Below are 16,695 nucleotides of genomic sequence, written 5' to 3' on the forward strand. Positions count from 1 at the left end.
CGGGGCTCCGTGCGTCGAAACGGCAACACCAGCCGATCTCCGGGGGTTTGCAAGATGCGTGCTCCGCACAGACACCGTTCCGCGGCGGCCCTGGCCGCCCTCTCCCTGGCCGGGGCGCTCGCGCTCACCGGCTGCGGCGCCGACGCCGACGGCAAGGCGTCCTCGGCGGACCGGGCGGCGGTCGCGCCTCCGCCCGCCCAGGACGGCAAGGCCCCGGAGGGGGCGAAGGGTGCCGCGGCGGCTCCCGCCCCGTCCGCGGCTCCGGGCGACAAGAACGCCCCGCCGGCGGCCGCGGTCCGGCCGAACGTGATCCGCACGGCGACGCTCGGCATCGAGACGACGGACGCCCAGAAGGCCCTCGCTGCGGCCCGCGCCGCGGCCGACGGGGCGGGCGGCTACGTCGGCAACGAGTCCACCCGGCGCGGCGAGGACGGCCGGATGACCTCGACGGTGACCCTTCGCGTGCCCGGCGAGCGCTACGACGCGGTGCTCGGCGCCATGGAGGGCAGCGGCAGGCTCCTGCACCGCAAGGTCGACGCGCAGGACGTCACCGAGAAGGTCGCCGACATCGGCAGCCGCGTCGCCTCGCAGCAGGCGAGCGTGGCCCGGGTGCGGGAGATGATGGGCAAGGCCACGGCGCTGAGCGAGGTGGTGATGCTGGAGAGCGAGCTGAGCCGGCGCCAGTCCGACCTGGAGTCGCTGCAGGCACAGCAGAACGCGCTGAGGGACCAGACCGCGATGGGCACCATCACGCTGGAGGTCTCGGAGCCCGCGCCGAAGCCGGCGGCCGCGGAGAAGAAGAAGGACAAGGAGCCCACCTTCCTGGGCGCCCTGCGGGGCGGTTGGGAGGTCTTCACCAGGATCGTGCGGTACCTGACGGTGGCGGTGGGCGCGCTGCTCCCGTTCGCGCTGACGGCCGCAGTCGTGGCGCTGCTGGTCCGGCTGTACCGGCGGCGGCGCCCTGCCCGCCCGAAGGCGGCCCCGGTCACGGCCTCCGGCCCGGCCCCGGCCCCGGTCCCCGTCGCCGTCCCGCAGCGGACCGCGGGCCAGGTCCCGGCGCCCCGGACACCGGCTTCGGACCCCGGCGCGGACGCGGACCCGAACGTGCGGGACTGAACGCGCGTTCGCCCGTAGCGTGTTCACCATCCGATGTCGGGGTGAAGGGGCGGTACGGACGATGGCGACGGAACGACTGGTGGTGGTCGGCGGTGACGCGGCGGGGATGTCCGCCGCGTCACAGGCCCGCAGGCTCAAGGGCCCGGAGGAGCTGGAGATCGTCGCCTTCGAGCGCGGGCACTTCACCTCGTACTCCGCGTGCGGCATTCCGTACTGGGTCGGCGGCCGGGTGGCCGAGCGCGACGACCTGATCGCCCGCACCCCCGAGGAGCACCGCGTCCGCGGCATCGACCTGCGCACCCGCACGGAGGTCGTGGAGCTGGACCTGCCCGGGTCCCGGGTCCGCGCCCGCGATCTGGACAGCGGATCCGAATCCTGGACGGGCTACGACAAGCTCGTCCTGGCCACGGGCGCGCGTCCCGTCCGCCCCCGGCTCCCCGGCATCGGCGCGCACGGGGTCCACGGCATCCAGACCCTGGACGACGGCCAGCGCCTGATGCGGTCGCTGGAGCGCACCCCGGGCCGCCGGGCGGTCGTGGTCGGCGCGGGCTACATCGGCGTGGAGATGGCGGAGGCCCTGGTGGAGCGGGGCTACGAGGTGACCGTGCTGCACCGGGGCGCGCAGCCGATGGCCACGCTGGACCCGGACATGGGCGGCCTGGTGCACAGCGCGATGAACCGCATGGGGATCCGCACGGTCTCCGGCGCCGAGGTCACCAAGATTCTCACGGACGAGCAGGGCCGGGTCCGTGCGGTGGCCACGGCCGCGGGTGAGGAGTACGAGGCGGACGTGGTCGTGCTCGGCATCGGCGTGGAGCCCCGTACGGCCCTCGCCCGGGCCGCGGGCCTGCCGCTCGGCCCGTCGGGCGGCATCCTCACGGACCTCTCGATGCGCGTGCGGGGGCACGAGGACGTGTGGTCGGGCGGCGACTGCGTGGAGGTCCTGGACCTGGTCGCGGGCCGCACCCGGCACATCCCGCTGGGCACGCACGCCAACAAGCACGGTCAGGTGATCGGCTCCAACGTCGGCGGCGGCTACGCGACCTTCCCCGGGGTCGTCGGCACGGCGGTCAGCAAGGTGTGCGACCTGGAGATCGCCCGTACGGGACTGCGCGAGCGGGACGCCCTGGAGGCGGGCCTGCGCTTCGTGACGGCCACGATCACCTCCACCACGACGGCGGGCTACTACCCGGGCGCGGCGCAGATGACGGTGAAGATGCTGGCGGAACGCCGCACGGGTCGCCTGCTGGGCGTCCAGATCGTCGGCGGCGCGGGTTCCGCGAAGCGGGTGGACATCGCCGCGGTCGCCCTGACGGCCGGCATGACCGTGGACCAGGTCGTCGCCCTCGACCTGGGCTACGCCCCGCCCTTCTCCCCCGTCTGGGACCCCGTCCTGGTGGCAGCCCGCAAGGCCGTCTCCGCGGTCCGCTCGGCGGGGGTCTAGCTCCCGTGCGCGCCAGACGGGCGAAGCCTCGGCGCGTGCCCCGTCACGCGGGGCACGGGCCGAGGCTTCGATCGGGTCGGGGTGCGGTGTGCGCTCAGCGGGCCGTCTTGGTGTGGACGTAGTCCACCAGACGGGTCAGCGCGTCCGGGTCGGTCGTCGGGAGGACGCCGTGGCCCAGGTTGAAGACGTGGCCCTCCAGGCCGGCCGCGGCCGCGAGGACCTCGTCCGCCTTGGTCTCGACGGCCTCCGGGGTGGAGAAGAGCACCGCCGGGTCAAGGTTGCCCTGGAGCGCCTTGCCGGGGCCCACCCGGCGGGCGGCCTCGTCCAGCGCGACCCGGTAGTCGACGCCCATGACGTCGGCGCCGGCCTCGCCCATGAGGCCGAGGAGCTCGCCCGTGCCCACGCCGAAGTGGATCCGCGGGACCCCGTACGAGGCGACGGACTGCAGGACCTTCGCCGAGGCGGGCATCACCGAGCGGCGGTAGTCCGCCGGGGCGAGCGCGCCGACCCAGGAGTCGAAGAGCTGGACGGCGGAGGCGCCGGCCTCGATCTGGACCTTCAGGAAGGCGGAGGTGATCTCCGCGAGCCGGTCCAGCAGGTCGGCCCACAGCTCCGGGTCCCCGTACATGAGGGCCTTGGTGTGCTCGTGGTTCTTCGAGGGGCCGCCCTCGACGAGGTAGCTCGCGAGGGTGAAAGGCGCGCCCGCGAAACCGATCAACGGCGTGGCGCCCAGTTCACTCGTGAGCATGCCGATCGCCTCGGTGACGTACGAGACGTCCTCGGGGGTGAGGTCGCGCAGCTGTGCGAGGTCCTCGCGCCGGCGGATCGGCTGGGCGACGACCGGGCCGACGCCCGGCTTGATGTCCAGGTCGACGCCGATGGCCTTCAGCGGGACCACGATGTCGGAGAAGAAGATCGCCGCGTCGACGTCGTGGCGGCGCACCGGCTGCAGGGTGATCTCGGTGACCAGGTCGGGGCGCATGCAGGACTCCAGCATGGCCGTGCCCTCGCGCACCTTGCGGTACTCCGGGAGGGAGCGCCCGGCCTGCCGCATGAACCACACCGGGGTGTGCGGCACCGGCTCGCGTCGGCACGCCTTCAGGAAGGCGGAATCGTACGTCTGACTCGGCTGGCCCGTCGGGCGTTCGTTGGCACTCACGACCCAAATCTTCGCACGTATGAAGAAGTGCCCGACCCGGCGCGGGTGTCCCTGCGCCGTACGGCCGCACATACCGCCTAGTCTTCCCCGCATGGCTGCGGCTCAGGGACGATTTTCAGATGGCGCTGACGGTGTGGACAGCGCGAAGGAGAGCTCCGTCCCGCTCCCGTTCCGCCGGGCGGTCGACGGCTTGAAGAAGACGCGGCTGCGCCCGGGCATCGAGATCGACCCGACGAAACCGCCCCAGAGACTGGCCCCGCACGCCTACGCGCTGGAGGCCGCGGTGGTCGACGGTGAGGACGACCTCGCCGACGGCCGGCTGATCCTGCTCCACGATCCGGCCGGGCACGACGCCTGGCACGGGACCTTCCGGCTGGTGACGCTCGTACGGGCGGAGCTGGAGCCCGAGATGGCCGCGGACCCGCTCCTCCCCGAGGTGTGCTGGTCCTGGCTGACGGGCGCGCTGGACGCGCGCGGGCTGACGTACGGGGAGGCGAGCGGGACCGTGACCATGGCGGGCTCGCACTACTTCGGCGGGCTCGCGGAGCGGCGCCCGGCCACGCAGATCGAGATCAGAGCCTCGTGGACGCCCCGCGAGGGGGTGGGCGGGGTGCCGGACACCTCGGCGCACCTGGCGGCGTGGTGCGAGCTGCTGTGCCAGATCGCAGGGCTGCCGCCGGTGGGTCCGACGGACACCGCCACGGGGGTCGTCTCCCTGCCACAGCGGCGCGGTCCGCACCACCCGTAGCCGCTGGGCCGTACGGCCGCCCCGAGGGCCGTCCGCGGACGGTCGCCGATCCCGCGACGGAGTGTCGGAAGGCGGCGTCCGATGCGGGCTTCTGATCACCCGATGATCGATCGTGCGTCCGAATTGCCCGAATTGTTACTCACCAAATCGTGATCATTCCCTAAAGCCGGGCGGGTGACGTGCCGAAGGAGTCAGTGACCATCCGTACGGTTCGCACCGGCTTCCTTCCCCGAGCCGGCCGTCCCGCCACTCCCCCAGGAGGCCTAGGTGTCCGTTCTTCTCGAGCAGCCCGCAAGCCTGGTCGCCTACCGCCCGAACAAGCCGACGGCCATGGTCGTCGTGGCCGACCCGCGCGTCCGCTCCACCGTGACCCGCCATCTGTGGGCCCTCGGAGTCCGTGACGTGATCGAGGCGTCGTCCATCGCGGAGGCCCGCCCCCGCGTCGGCAGCCCGCGCGACATCTGCGTGGCCGACGTGCACCTGCCCGACGGTTCCGGTCTCACCCTGCTCTCCGAGACCCGCGCCGCCGGCTGGCCCAACGGTCTGGCCCTGTCGGCCGCCGACGACATCGGCGCCGTGCGCAACGCCCTCGCGGGCGGAGTCAAGGGCTACGTCGTCACCGGTACGCGGACCAACATCGGGCTCCCCACCCGCCCCGGCGCCGCCCCCATCGGCGCCGCGGCCGCCCGTATGCACCGCCGCCCCCCGGGTGCCCCGAGCCACCCGGGCGGCTACCGCGAGCTGTCCGGCCGCGAGGTCGAGGTCCTGCGCCTCGTCGCGGAAGGCCAGTCCAACAAGGCCATCGGCGTCTCGATGGGCCTGTCCGCCCTGACCGTCAAGTCCCACCTCGCCCGGATCGCCCGCAAGCTGGGCACCGGTGACCGCGCCGGAATGGTCGCCGTCGCGCTGCGCACCGGGATCATCCACTGAGCACGGGGCGGAGCTCCCGGATACCGTCCCCCGGACCCGGTCCGGGGGAACCTCCCGGGATACCCCCGGAAAACTCCCCGCGTACTGCTCGCGCCCGTCGCCGGAACGTTCCGGCGACGGGCGCGTCGTATACACGGATACCCTTGACCGGTGACCGACGCCCAAGAGACCGCAGCAGACCTGCGCACCACCACCGGGGGCGGCCCCCCGGACGACGTCGTTGTTCCGCCCGGTGGGCTGCCGATCCCGTTGCTGGAGCCCCGTGAGGGCATCCCGCCGGTGGTCGCCGACGCGGACGCCCTGGCCGAAGTGGTCGCGGCTTTCGCCGCGGGCACCGGCCCCGTCGCCGTCGACGCCGAGCGAGCCTCCGGATACCGCTACGGCCAGCGCGCCTACCTGGTGCAGCTGCGCCGCGAGGGTGCGGGGTCCGCGCTGATCGACCCGGTGGGCTGCCCCGACCTGTCCGCGCTGGGCGAGGCCCTGTCCGGCACCGAGTGGATCCTGCACGCCGCCACCCAGGACCTGCCCTGCCTGCGCGAAATAGGCATGGTGCCCACCTCCCTCTTCGACACCGAGCTGGCCGGCCGCCTGGCCGGCTTCCCCCGGGTCGGACTCGGCGCGATGGTCGAGAGCGTGCTCGGCTACGCGCTGGAGAAGGGCCACTCCGCCGTCGACTGGTCCACCCGCCCGCTTCCCGAGCCGTGGCTGCGCTACGCCGCTCTGGACGTGGAGCTGCTGGTGGACCTGCGGGACGCGCTGGAGAAGGAGCTGGACCGGCAGGGCAAGCTGGAGTGGGCCCACCAGGAGTTCGACGCCATCGCCTCCGCCCCGCCCGCGCCGCCCCGCAAGGACCCCTGGCGCCGTACGTCCGGCATGCACAAGGTGCGCCGGCGCCGTCAGATGGCGGTCGTACGGGAGCTGTGGGAGTCCCGGGACCGGATCGCGCAGCGGCGCGACGTGTCGCCCGGCAAGGTGCTGGGCGACGCCGCGATCGTCGAGGCTGCGCTGGCCCTGCCCGCGAACGTGCACACCCTGTCCGCCCTGCCCGGCTACGGGCAGCGGATGGGCCGGCGCCAGCTGGACCAGTGGATGGCCGCCGTGGACCGGGCGAAGGCCCTGCCCGAGAACGAGCTGCCGCAGCCGGGGGCGACTCCGGCCGGTCCGCCGCCGCCGCGTTCCTGGGTGGACAAGGACCCGGCGGCCGCGGCCCGGCTGTCGGCGGCCCGTACCGCCGTGTCCGCGCTGGCGGAGGCCCTCAACCTGCCCCAGGAGAACCTGATCACCCCGGACACGGTCCGCCGGCTGTGCTGGGAGCCGCCGCAGCGCGTCGACGCGGACACGGTGGCCGTGGCCCTGGCGGGCTACGGCGCCCGCCCGTGGCAGATCGAGCAGGTCACCCCGGCCCTGGTCACGGCCCTGGCCGCGACCGCCTGACCCCGCTCCTCCGCGCGCAGGCCCCCGGCTCCCCGCCGGGGGCCTGCGCGCGTTCACGGCGCGGGGGTGATGTTGCCCTCCTTGTCCATAAGGAAGCTGCCCTGGGTGTGCCCTTCGATCGCGGTGTGCTTGAGCCATTCGCGGGACAGGTGGTGCACGTGCTTGGACGCCCGCTCCCACGGGATCTGGTGACCGGCGCAGGCCACCTTGAACATCAGCTTCTTCGCGCCGGGAATGGTTTTGTAGAGCTCGGTGACGGAGAGGAAGGGCACGGTCCCCGCCGGACTCTGGACCGTCTGGTCACGCTCTCCGTACGCGATGAGCACGGGCACCTTGTCACCGAGCACTCCGTGGAGCTTGGCACCGGTCTTGTTCCAGCCCCACCAGAAGGGGTTGCGGTAGCGGAGCACCCCCTGCGGCGCCCCGGAGGCGGTCGGCGGACCCCAGGTGCGGCCCAGCGTGTCGCTTTCCATGATCGCGGCCCACACCTTGTCCTCGATGTCGTCGTCGCGCTGGCCGGGACAGCCCAGCTCCTTGGCCCAGGCGTCCCCGAAGCCCTTCCGGCTGAGGAGGTTCATCGGGAAGCCCCACGTCTCTGCGGGAGTGGACCGGGGCAGCTCGACAGGCGGGTCCCAGTCGGTCCCGCTCAGGGCGGCCGGGCCGTCCGGCGGGAAGACCGGTGCCAGGAGGAACAGGCTCGACACGTTCTCCGGGTACCGAATGGCGTAGGGGCCGAACGCCTGGGCCGCGGCGGACCAGCCCATGAGGGTGACCTTCTTCAGGTTGTGCCGCTTCTTGATGAACTCCACGACGGTGTGCACCTCGGACACGTCGCTGCGGGAGTCTCCGAGCTGCCGGGGGTCCTGCACCGGGTCCGGCCCCGGGCCCGGCAGCGGGTGGCCGTTGTGGACGATGCCCTGGTGCTTGGGGTTGGCGTTGCGGGGGTCGTCCATCACCGGGGGACGGTACGAGCGGCCGTGGCCCTGGAGGTCCATGGCGAAGACGTCGTAGCCCGCGTCGGCCAGGAACATCATCCAGTTGTACTTGCCCGTGCCGAGGTCGGCGCCCGGCAGCACCGGGATGCTGCGGCCGTGCAGCATCAGCACCGCGGTGCGTTCCGCGGGGTTCTGCGTGCCGTCGCGCTCGCGCACGAAGAGGTTGATGGTCTCCCCCTTGTTGACGGGGAGCTGGGAGACGTGGGGTACGGGGTGGTCGGTGGTGATGACGGGCGCGGCGGGCATGGCGGGGCCCCTTTCGGTCCGCTCGGTCCGGTCGGGTTGCCGGGACGCCGAGACCGGGCCAGGATCCGGAAGCTGGGGCTCCCGGAGCCGTCGACGCGACCATGCGGGCCGGTGTCCGACCCGTTCGGGTAGCCCGGGGCGCTCCGATCGGACGGGCGCGAGGAGGGGGCGCGCGCGGGGTGCGGAGTGTGACCTTCGCCGCTGTTCGGGGAGGGGGTGTGCACGTCGGTTACCGACAAGTAGCATGACCGGGTGAGCGGGCGCTCAGTGATGGGCCGCCCCCGCGCAGCAGTGCACACCCGCACCTGGAGGAGAGCCAACGTGCCTCGTACCGTCAGGGACGTCGTCTTCGTCGACGGCGTCCGCACCCCGTTCGGCAAGGCGGGCCCGAAGGGCATCTACCACGAGACCCGCGCCGACGACCTCGTCGTGAAGGCGATCCGGGAGCTGCTGCGCCGCAACCCGGACCTGGACCCCAAGAAGATCGACGAGGTCGCCATCGCCGCGACCACCCAGATCGGCGACCAGGGCCTCACGCTGGGCCGTACGGCCGGCATCCTCGCGGGCCTCCCGCAGTCCGTCCCGGGCTACTCCATCGACCGCATGTGCGCCGGCGCGCTGACCGCCGTGACCGCCGTCGCGGGCGGTGTGGCCTTCGGTGCGTACGACGTCGCCCTCGCCGGCGGTGTCGAGCACATGGGCCGCCACCCCATGGGCGAGGGCGTGGACCCGAACCCGCGCTTCGTCTCCGAGAAGCTGGTCGACGAGTCCGCCCTCTTCATGGGCATGACCGCCGAGAACCTGCACGACCGGTACCCGACGATCACCAAGCTCCGCGCCGACGAGTACGCCGTGCGCTCGCAGGAGAAAGCCGCCAAGGCGTACGCCGACGGCAAGATCCAGCAGGACCTGGTCCCGATCTCGGTGCGCAACACCAACGAGGCGGCCGGTGAGACGGGCTGGGGCCTGGTCACCACCGACGAGCCGATGCGCCCGGGCACCACGCTGGAGAACCTGGCCGGCCTGAAGACCCCGTTCCGTACGCACGGCCGGGTCACCGCGGGCAACGCCGCCGGTCTCAACGACGGTGCCACCGCCGCGATCATCGCGTCCGAGGACTTCGCCCGGGAGAACAACCTCCCGGTCAAGATGCGCCTCGTCTCGTACTCCTTCGCCGGTGTCGAGCCGGAGGTCATGGGCTACGGCCCGATCCCGGCCACCGAGAAGGCCCTCGCCCAGGCCGGCCTGTCCATCGAGGACATAGGCCTGTTCGAGATCAACGAGGCGTTCGCCGTGCAGGTGCTCGCCTTCCTGGAGCACTACGGCATCGCCGACGACGACGCCCGCGTCAACCAGTACGGCGGCGCCATCGCCTTCGGTCACCCGCTCGCCTCCTCGGGCGTGCGCCTGATGACGCAGCTGGCCCGTCAGTTCGAGGAGCAGCCGCACGTCCGCTACGGCCTGACCACCATGTGCGTCGGCTTCGGCATGGGCGCCACGGTCATCTGGGAGAACCCGCACTTCACCGCCGAGGGAGACGCCAAGTGAGCACCACCGCCGAGCTCCTGAAGGGTGCGGCCGAGCTGTTCCCCGACGAGGTCGTCACCTCCGCGCACGTCCGCCACCTGGACCTGCCGTTCGGCGCCGGGCGCTTCGCGCTCATCACGCTGGACAACGGTTTCGACCACACCAAGCCGACCACCTTCGGCCCGCAGTCCCTCGCCAACCTGAACGCGGCGATCGACCAGGTCGAGCAGGAGGCCATCGCGGGCTCCATCGTCGGCGCGGGCATCACCGGCAAGCCGTTCATCTTCGCGGTCGGCGCCGACCTCAAGGGTGTCGAGCTGCTGAAGAACCACGACGAGGCGCTCGCCATCGGCAAGGGCGGCCACGACGTCTTCAAGCGCCTGTCCGCGCTCGCGGTCCCCACCTTCGCCTACTACAACGGCGCGGCGATGGGCGGCGGCGTCGAGGTCGGCCTGCACTGCACCTACCGCACCGTCTCGAAGGCCATCCCGGCCTTCTCGCTGCCCGAGGTCTTCCTCGGCCTGGTTCCCGGCTGGGGCGGCTGCGCCCTGCTGCCGAACCTGATCGGCGCGGAGCGCGCGGTCTCGGTCATCATCGAGAACTCGCTCAACCAGAACAAGCAGCTGCGCGGCAAGCAGGTCTTCGACCTGGGCATCGCCGACGCGCTGTTCGAGGGCGCGGACTTCCTGGAGCAGTCGCTCCTGTGGACCGCGAACGTCCTGAACGGCACCACCGAGGTCGTCCGCGCCGAGGTCGACCGCGGCGAGGCCTGGGACGCGGCCGTCGCCAAGGGCCGCTTCATCGCGGACTCCAAGGTGCACGGCGCCGCTCCGGCCGCCTACCGCGCGCTGGACATCATCGCCGCGGCCAAGGACGGCGACCTCCAGGCCGGCTTCGACGCCGAGGACTCGGCCCTGGCCGACCTCATCATGGGCGGCGAGCTGCGCTCGGGCATCTACGCCTTCAACCTGGTCCAGAAGCGCGCCAAGCGCCCGGCCGGTGCCCCGGACAAGTCCCTGGCCCGTCCGGTCACCAAGGTCGGCGTCGTCGGCGCGGGCCTGATGGCCTCGCAGCTGGCGCTGCTCTTCCTGCGCCGCCTGGAGGTGCCGGTGGTCCTCACCGACATCGACCAGGAGCGCGTGGACAAGGGCGTGGGCTACGTCCACGCCGAGATCCAGAAGCTGCTCGGCAAGGGCCGCATCAACCAGGACAAGGCCAACCGCCTGACCGCCCTGGTGACCGGTGTGCTCGACAAGGCCGAGGGCTTCGCGGACGCGGACTTCATCATCGAGGCCGTGTTCGAGGAGATGTCCGTCAAGCAGAAGGTGTTCGCGGAGGTCGAGGCGGTCGCCCCGGCGCACGCGATCCTCGCCACCAACACCTCCTCGCTGTCGGTGTCGGAGATGGCCTCGAAGCTTCAGCACCCGGAGCGCGTGGTCGGCTTCCACTTCTTCAACCCGGTCGCGATCCTCCCGCTGCTGGAGATCGTCCGCGGTGAGCAGACCGACGACGCCTCGCTGGCCACGGCCTTCGGTGTCGCCAAGAAGCTGAAGAAGACCGCGGTCCTCACCAAGGACGCCCCGGCGTTCGTCGTGAACCGCATCCTGACCCGCTTCATGGGCGAGATCCAGAACGTCATCGACGAGGGCACCCCGGTCGTCACGGCGGAGAAGGCCATCGAGCCGCTCGGCCTGCCGATGTCCCCGCTGGTGCTGCTGGAGCTGGTCGGGCCGGCGATCGGTCTGCACGTCTCCGAGACCCTGAACCGCGCCTTCCCGGAGCGCTTCACCGTCTCCCCGAACCTCGCTGCGGTCGTCAAGGCCGGCAAGCGCGGCTTCTACGTCTACGATTCCGGCAAGCCGGAGCTGGACCCCGAGGTCGCCGCCCTCCTGGTGCAGGGCGACTCCGTCCTGACCGAGGAGCAGGTCCGCGACCGCGTCCTGGACGCGGTGGCGCAGGAGATCGGCCTGATGCTGGAGGAGGGTGTCGTGGCCGAGGCCCAGGACATCGACCTCTGCCTCATCACGGGCGCCGGCTGGCCCTTCCACCTGGGCGGCATCACGCCGTACCTGGACCGCGAAGGCGTCTCGGAGCGCGTGAACGGCAAGAAGTTCCTCGCCCCCGGCCTGGCGAGCGTCCCGGCCTAGTCCGGGTCGCGGACGGCCGTTCCACGGCCCGGCCCGCCCCCTCCGGGGGGCGGGCTTCGGCCGTTCGAATATCTGTCTAAGATTCACCCCCATGACGGAAACGCACGCGCGGCCCAGGCGCCGCCGACGCCGCATTCTGCGGATCACCCTGCTGCTGGTCGCCGTGCTGATCCTGGGCGCGGCCGGGGCCGGCTGGTGGACGTACAGCCATCTCAACGGCAACATCGACAGCGTCGACCTGGATCAGGCGATCGGGGACAACCGCCCCCCGAAGGTGGTCGCGAACGCGCAGAACATCCTGGTGCTCGGCTCCGATTCGCGCGCCGGTGCCAACGGCGACCTCGACCACGGCGACGTCAGCGGCGCCCGCTCGGACACCGCGATGCTGGTGCACATACCCGAGGGCCGGGCCAAGGCGACCGCGGTGAGCATCCCCCGCGACACCCTCATCACCCGGCCCGAGTGCAAGGACCGCGACGGCAAGACCGTGCCGTCCGCGAAGCGGGTCATGTTCAACTCCGTCTACTCGCTCGCCGGTCCGGCCTGTGTGGTCAACACCGTGGAGCAGCTGTCCGGGGTGCGCGTGGACCACTTCGTCGAGGTGGACTTCGCCGGGTTCAAGGGCCTGGTGGACGCGCTGGGCGGGGTCACCGTCACCCTGGACAAGCCGATGAGCGGCGCCAAGGGCGGCCTCAAGCTGGACGCGGGCACGCACCGGCTGAACGGCACCGACTCGCTCAAGTTCGTCCGGACCCGCTACGGCTACGGCGACGGCAGCGACCTCGGGCGCATAGGCCTGCAGCAGCAGTTCATGCTGGCGATGCTGTCGGAGATCAAGAAGCAGGACGCCCTCGGCAACCCGGCCCGGCTGTACAAGCTCGCGGACGCCGGGACCAAGTCGCTGACCACCGACTCCGATCTCGCCTCCCTCACCGCACTGTCCGACTTCGCGCAGAGCATGAAGGGCGTGAACCCGGACACGATGGAGACCATCATGCTGCCGGTCGCCTACGACAAGGTGGACCCGAACCGCGTGGTCGTGGCCGAGCCGCAGGCCACCCAGCTGTGGGACGCCCTGCGCAAGGACGAGAAGGTGCCGGCCTCCGCGAAGAACTCCCCCGCCAAGGGCTGACGGGGCCCGCGCACACCGAGCCGGCCGTACGGGTGACCGTACGGCCGGCTCCGTCGTTTTCTCCCGCTGCGCTAGAACTTCGCCTCGGCGCCGACCTGGCCGAGGCGGCTGTGGGAGCGTCCGTAGGCGAAGTAGACGACGATGCCGATCGCCATCCAGATGCCGAAGCGGGCCCAGGTCTCGACCGGCAGGTTGAGCATCAGCCAGAACGAGGCCGCGATCGACAGGATCGGGATCACCGGTACCCACGGGCAGCGGAACGCCCGGTGCAGGTCGGGGCGGGTCTTGCGCAGGATGATCACGCCGAGGGCGACGAGCACGAAGGCGAACAGGGTGCCGATGTTCACCAGTTCCGCGAGCTTCTCCAGGCTGGTGAAGCCGGCGACGACGGCGATGACCCCGCCGAGCAGGAGAGTGGCCCGGTAAGGGGTGCGGTACTTGGGGTGGGTGACGGAGAAGACGCGCGGCAGCAGCCCGTCACGGCTCATCGCGAAGAACACGCGGGTCTGGCCGAGCAGCAGGATCATGCTGACGGTGATCAGGCCGACGGCCGCGCCGAGACTGATGGCACCGGAGAAGAAGGGCTGGTTCACCGACTTGAAGGCTTCGGCCAGGGGCGCCGTCGGTGACATCTCCGAGTACTTCTGCATGCCGGTGACCACCAGCGTCACGGCGACGTAGAGCACCGTGCAGATCAGCAGCGAGCCGAGGATGCCGCGCGGCATGTCCCGCTGGGGGTTCCTGGTCTCCTCGGCGGCGGTGGCCACGACGTCGAAGCCGATGAAGGCGAAGAAGATGAGGGAGGCCGCCGTGAAGATGCCCATGACGCCGAAGTTGGTGGGCGCGTAGCCGAAGAGCACCTGGACCAGTGGCGCGTGCCAGCCGCCGCCCGCCTCCTGCGGCTGGGCCGGGGGGATGAACGGCGAGTAGTTGTCGGCCTTGATGAAGAACAGGCCGGCGATGATGACCAGCAGGACCACGAAGACCTTGATGGCGACCACGACCGCGGTGATCCGCGCGGAGAGCTTCGTGCCCACGACCAGGATCGCCGTCAGCACCAGGATCAGCAGGAAGGCCAGCAGGTCGAAGCTGCCTCCGGCGTCCGGCCCCTCCAGCGCCCTGGGCAGGTCCCAGCCCAGGTTGGTGTGCATCAGGTGGCGCACGTACCCGGACCAGCCGACCGCGACGACGGCGGTGCCGAGGGCGAACTCCAGCACCAGGTCCCAGCCGATGATCCAGGCGGGCAACTCACCGATCGAGGCGTACGAGAAGGTGTACGCGGATCCGGCCACCGGCACGGTGGACGCGAACTCGGCGTAGCAGAGCGCCGCGAGCGCGCAGACGATGCCCGCCGCCACGAAGGCGAGGGCGGTGGCGGGTCCGGCGTTGTTGCGGGCCGCGATGCCCGTGAGGACGAAGATGCCGGTGCCGATGATGACACCGACACCGAAGACCGTCAGGTCCCAGGCGGAGAGCGACTTCCGGAGCGCGTGTTCCGGCTCCTCCGTGTCGCGGATGGACTGCTCCACCGTCTTGGTGCGGAAGGGGCTGTTCATATCCCTACTCACCGACGCACCTCCGAAACAGGTGTCGACGCACGCGAACGGGCCGGGAGGCCCACCCCTTCAAGGGTGATCTCCCGGCCCGTGACGTGCAACCGCGCGGCGATCTAGTGGCCGGTACCCGACCTAGTCGACGGCGGCGGCCGGCTCGCTGTCGTAGCGCCCGTCCAGCTTCGCCACCAGGCCCGTGACCTGCCGTGCGATGTCCGGGGCGGTCAGCCCGATCTCGGCCATGACCTCCTTGCGGGAGGCGTGGTCGAGGAAGCGCTGCGGGATGCCGAAGTCGCGCAGCGGTACGTCGACGCCCGCGTCCCGCAGGGCCTGCGAGACGGCGGAGCCCACACCGCCGGTACGGCCGTTGTCCTCGACGGTCACGACCACGCGGTGGCCGTCGGCCAGCGGGGCCAGGGCCTCGTCCACGGGCTTGACCCAACGCGGGTCGACCACGGTCGAGGTGATGCCCTGCTTGTCGAGCAGGTCGGCGATCTCCAGGCACATCGGGGCGAGCGCGCCGACCGAGACGAGCAGTACGTCCGGTCGGGTGACGTCGGCGCCGGGAGCGCGCAGCACGTCCATGCCGCCGACCTTGCCGACGGCCGGGACGGCCGGGCCGACGACGCCCTTGGAGTAGCGCACGACGGTCGGCGCGTCCTTGACCTCGACGGCCTCGCGCAGCTGGGCGCGCAGCTGCTCGGCGTCACGCGGGGCGGCGAGGCGCAGACCGGGCACGACCTGCATGATCGACATGTCCCACATGCCGTTGTGGGAAGCGCCGTCGGTGCCGGTGACACCGGCGCGGTCCAGGACGAAGGTGACCCCGCACTTGTGCAGGGCGACGTCCATCAGGACCTGGTCGAAGGCGCGGTTGAGGAAGGTGGCGTACACGGCGAAGACCGGGTGGGCGCCGCCGGTCGCCAGGCCCGCCGCCGAGGTGGCGCCGTGCTGCTCGGCGATGCCGACGTCGAAGATCCGGTCGGGATAGGCGTCCGCGAACTTCTTCAGGCCGACCGGCTGGAGCATGGCCGCAGTGATCGCGACGATGTCCGCCCGCTCCTTGCCGAGCTTGACCATCTCGTCGGCGAAGACGGAGGTCCAGCTGGCGGCGTCGGTGCTGACCGGCAGGCCGGTGTCCGGGTGGATCACGCCGACGGCGTGGAACCGGTCCGCCTCGTCCTGGACGGCCGGCTCGTAGCCCCGGCCCTTCTGGGTGAGGCAGTGCACGATGACCGGGCCGCTGAAGCGCTTGGCGCGCTGCAGGGCGGACTCCAGGGCCTCGATGTCGTGGCCGTCGATGGGGCCGATGTACTTCAGGCCCAGGTCCTCGAACATGCCCTGCGGGGCGATGAAGTCCTTGAGGCCCTTCTTGGCACCGTGCAGGGTCTCGAACAGCGGCTTCCCGACGACCGGGGTGCGCTCCAGGATCTCCTTGCCGCGGGCCAGGAAGCGCTCGTAGCCGTCCGTGGTGCGCAGGGTGGCCAGGTGGTTCGCGAGGCCGCCGATGGTGGGGCCGTACGAGCGCTCGTTGTCGTTGACGACGATGACGAGCGGGCGGTCCTTGGCGGCGGCGATGTTGTTCAGCGCCTCCCAGGCCATGCCGCCGGTCAGCGCGCCGTCGCCGATGACGGCGGCGACGTGGTGGTCCTCGCGGCCGAGCACCTCGTTGGCCTTGGCGAGGCCGTCGGCCCAGCCCAGCACGGTGGAGGCGTGCGAGTTCTCGATCACGTCGTGGTCGGACTCGGCGCGCGAGGGGTAGCCGGACAGGCCGCCCTTGGAGCGCAGGTTGCCGAAGTCCTGGCGGCCCGTGAGGAGCTTGTGGACGTAGGCCTGGTGGCCGGTGTCGAAGAGGACCTTGTCCTTGGGCGATTCGAAGACCCGGTGCAGGGCGATCGTCAGTTCGACCACGCCGAGGTTGGGGCCGAGGTGCCCGCCGGTCTTGGAGACGGCGTCGACGAGGAAGGACCTGATCTCGGCGGCGAGCTGGTCGAGCTCCTCCTGGCTGAGCCGGTCCAGATCGCGCGGTCCCTTGATGCGGGTCAGCAGCACCCGTGCCTCCTTGCAGTTGCTTGCTGGTCTGTCGAGTCTAATGTTCCGCCGCGCGGCGCGGTCATCGGGCCGTCGCGGCGGAGTCACACCTTTGTCATACATGTACGCACCACCACGCGGCCACACCTCACATACGGGCGTATACCCGCACAGGAGTACCCGCACTTGTACGCACGGATGCCCGGCGCCACGTGAGTGGCGCCGGGCACTGT

General features: G+C 71.5%; 12 protein-coding genes. 8 read left to right on the top strand and 4 right to left on the bottom strand.

The genetic code is table 11. The features are described 5' to 3' along the window. Positions 1-54 precede the first annotated feature (54 nt). Together ACFYP3_RS18225 and ACFYP3_RS18230 are read left to right on the top strand one after the other, a co-directional pair. Entirely contained in the window at positions 55-1,116 is a 1,062-nt protein-coding gene (locus ACFYP3_RS18225; protein ID WP_388833154.1) for a DUF4349 domain-containing protein, read from the top strand. Positions 1,117-1,177: 61 nt separating this feature from the next. After that, positions 1,178-2,560, top strand: coding sequence for an FAD-dependent oxidoreductase (locus ACFYP3_RS18230; protein WP_388833157.1), 1,383 nt, complete (start codon positions 1,178-1,180; stop codon positions 2,558-2,560). Positions 2,561-2,654: 94 nt separating this feature from the next. Here ACFYP3_RS18230 and hemE read toward each other — a convergent pair whose 3' ends face one another. Further along, positions 2,655-3,719, bottom strand: a complete 1,065-nt coding sequence (gene hemE / locus ACFYP3_RS18235) for a uroporphyrinogen decarboxylase (RefSeq protein ID WP_388833160.1) — start codon at positions 3,717-3,719, stop codon at positions 2,655-2,657. Between the two features lie 91 nt (positions 3,720-3,810). On the opposite strand from hemE, the gene ACFYP3_RS18240 reads away from it, so the two are divergent. From ACFYP3_RS18240 to ACFYP3_RS18250, 3 genes are all read left to right on the top strand, one after another. Further along, complete coding sequence (locus ACFYP3_RS18240; RefSeq protein ID WP_388833163.1) at positions 3,811-4,467, top strand: DUF3000 domain-containing protein; 657 nt, start codon at positions 3,811-3,813, stop codon at positions 4,465-4,467. A gap of 267 nt (positions 4,468-4,734) precedes the next feature. Continuing rightward, positions 4,735-5,397: a response regulator transcription factor gene (locus ACFYP3_RS18245; RefSeq protein WP_007267191.1), complete on the top strand. Its 663-nt coding sequence runs from the start codon at positions 4,735-4,737 to the stop codon at positions 5,395-5,397. A 150-nt stretch (positions 5,398-5,547) separates the two neighbouring features. Continuing rightward, positions 5,548-6,831, top strand: coding sequence for an HRDC domain-containing protein (locus tag ACFYP3_RS18250; RefSeq protein WP_388833167.1), 1,284 nt, complete (start codon positions 5,548-5,550; stop codon positions 6,829-6,831). A gap of 53 nt (positions 6,832-6,884) precedes the next feature. On the opposite strand, the gene ACFYP3_RS18255 is transcribed toward ACFYP3_RS18250, so the two are convergent. Further along, complete coding sequence (locus tag ACFYP3_RS18255; RefSeq protein WP_388833170.1) at positions 6,885-8,072, bottom strand: alpha/beta fold hydrolase; 1,188 nt, start codon at positions 8,070-8,072, stop codon at positions 6,885-6,887. Between the two features lie 321 nt (positions 8,073-8,393). Between ACFYP3_RS18255 and ACFYP3_RS18260 the strand changes: the two genes are divergently transcribed. From ACFYP3_RS18260 to ACFYP3_RS18270, 3 genes are all read left to right on the top strand, one after another. Continuing rightward, complete coding sequence (locus ACFYP3_RS18260) at positions 8,394-9,620, top strand: acetyl-CoA C-acyltransferase (RefSeq protein WP_030713513.1); 1,227 nt, start codon at positions 8,394-8,396, stop codon at positions 9,618-9,620. Next, on the top strand, positions 9,617-11,746 hold the full coding sequence (locus tag ACFYP3_RS18265; RefSeq protein WP_388833173.1) for a 3-hydroxyacyl-CoA dehydrogenase NAD-binding domain-containing protein: 2,130 nt from the start codon (positions 9,617-9,619) through the stop codon (positions 11,744-11,746). The genes ACFYP3_RS18260 and ACFYP3_RS18265 overlap by 4 nt, the downstream gene beginning before the upstream one ends. A gap of 91 nt (positions 11,747-11,837) precedes the next feature. Further along, a complete protein-coding gene (locus ACFYP3_RS18270; RefSeq protein ID WP_388833176.1) occupies positions 11,838-12,878 on the top strand; it encodes an LCP family protein in 1,041 nt (346 codons plus the stop codon). A gap of 71 nt (positions 12,879-12,949) precedes the next feature. Here ACFYP3_RS18270 and ACFYP3_RS18275 read toward each other — a convergent pair whose 3' ends face one another. Continuing rightward, the gene (locus tag ACFYP3_RS18275; RefSeq protein ID WP_388833179.1) at positions 12,950-14,434 is read right to left on the bottom strand and encodes an amino acid permease; all 1,485 of its coding nucleotides are present in this window, start codon (positions 14,432-14,434) and stop codon (positions 12,950-12,952) included. 132 nt (positions 14,435-14,566) lie between these two features. Then, the gene (gene dxs, locus ACFYP3_RS18280; RefSeq protein ID WP_388833182.1) at positions 14,567-16,483 is read right to left on the bottom strand and encodes a 1-deoxy-D-xylulose-5-phosphate synthase; all 1,917 of its coding nucleotides are present in this window, start codon (positions 16,481-16,483) and stop codon (positions 14,567-14,569) included. Positions 16,484-16,695 lie beyond the last annotated feature (212 nt).

It is taken from the genome of Streptomyces sp. NPDC005533 (assembly GCF_042871845.1).
In the GTDB taxonomy this organism is placed as follows: Bacteria; Actinomycetota; Actinomycetes; order Streptomycetales; family Streptomycetaceae; genus Streptomyces.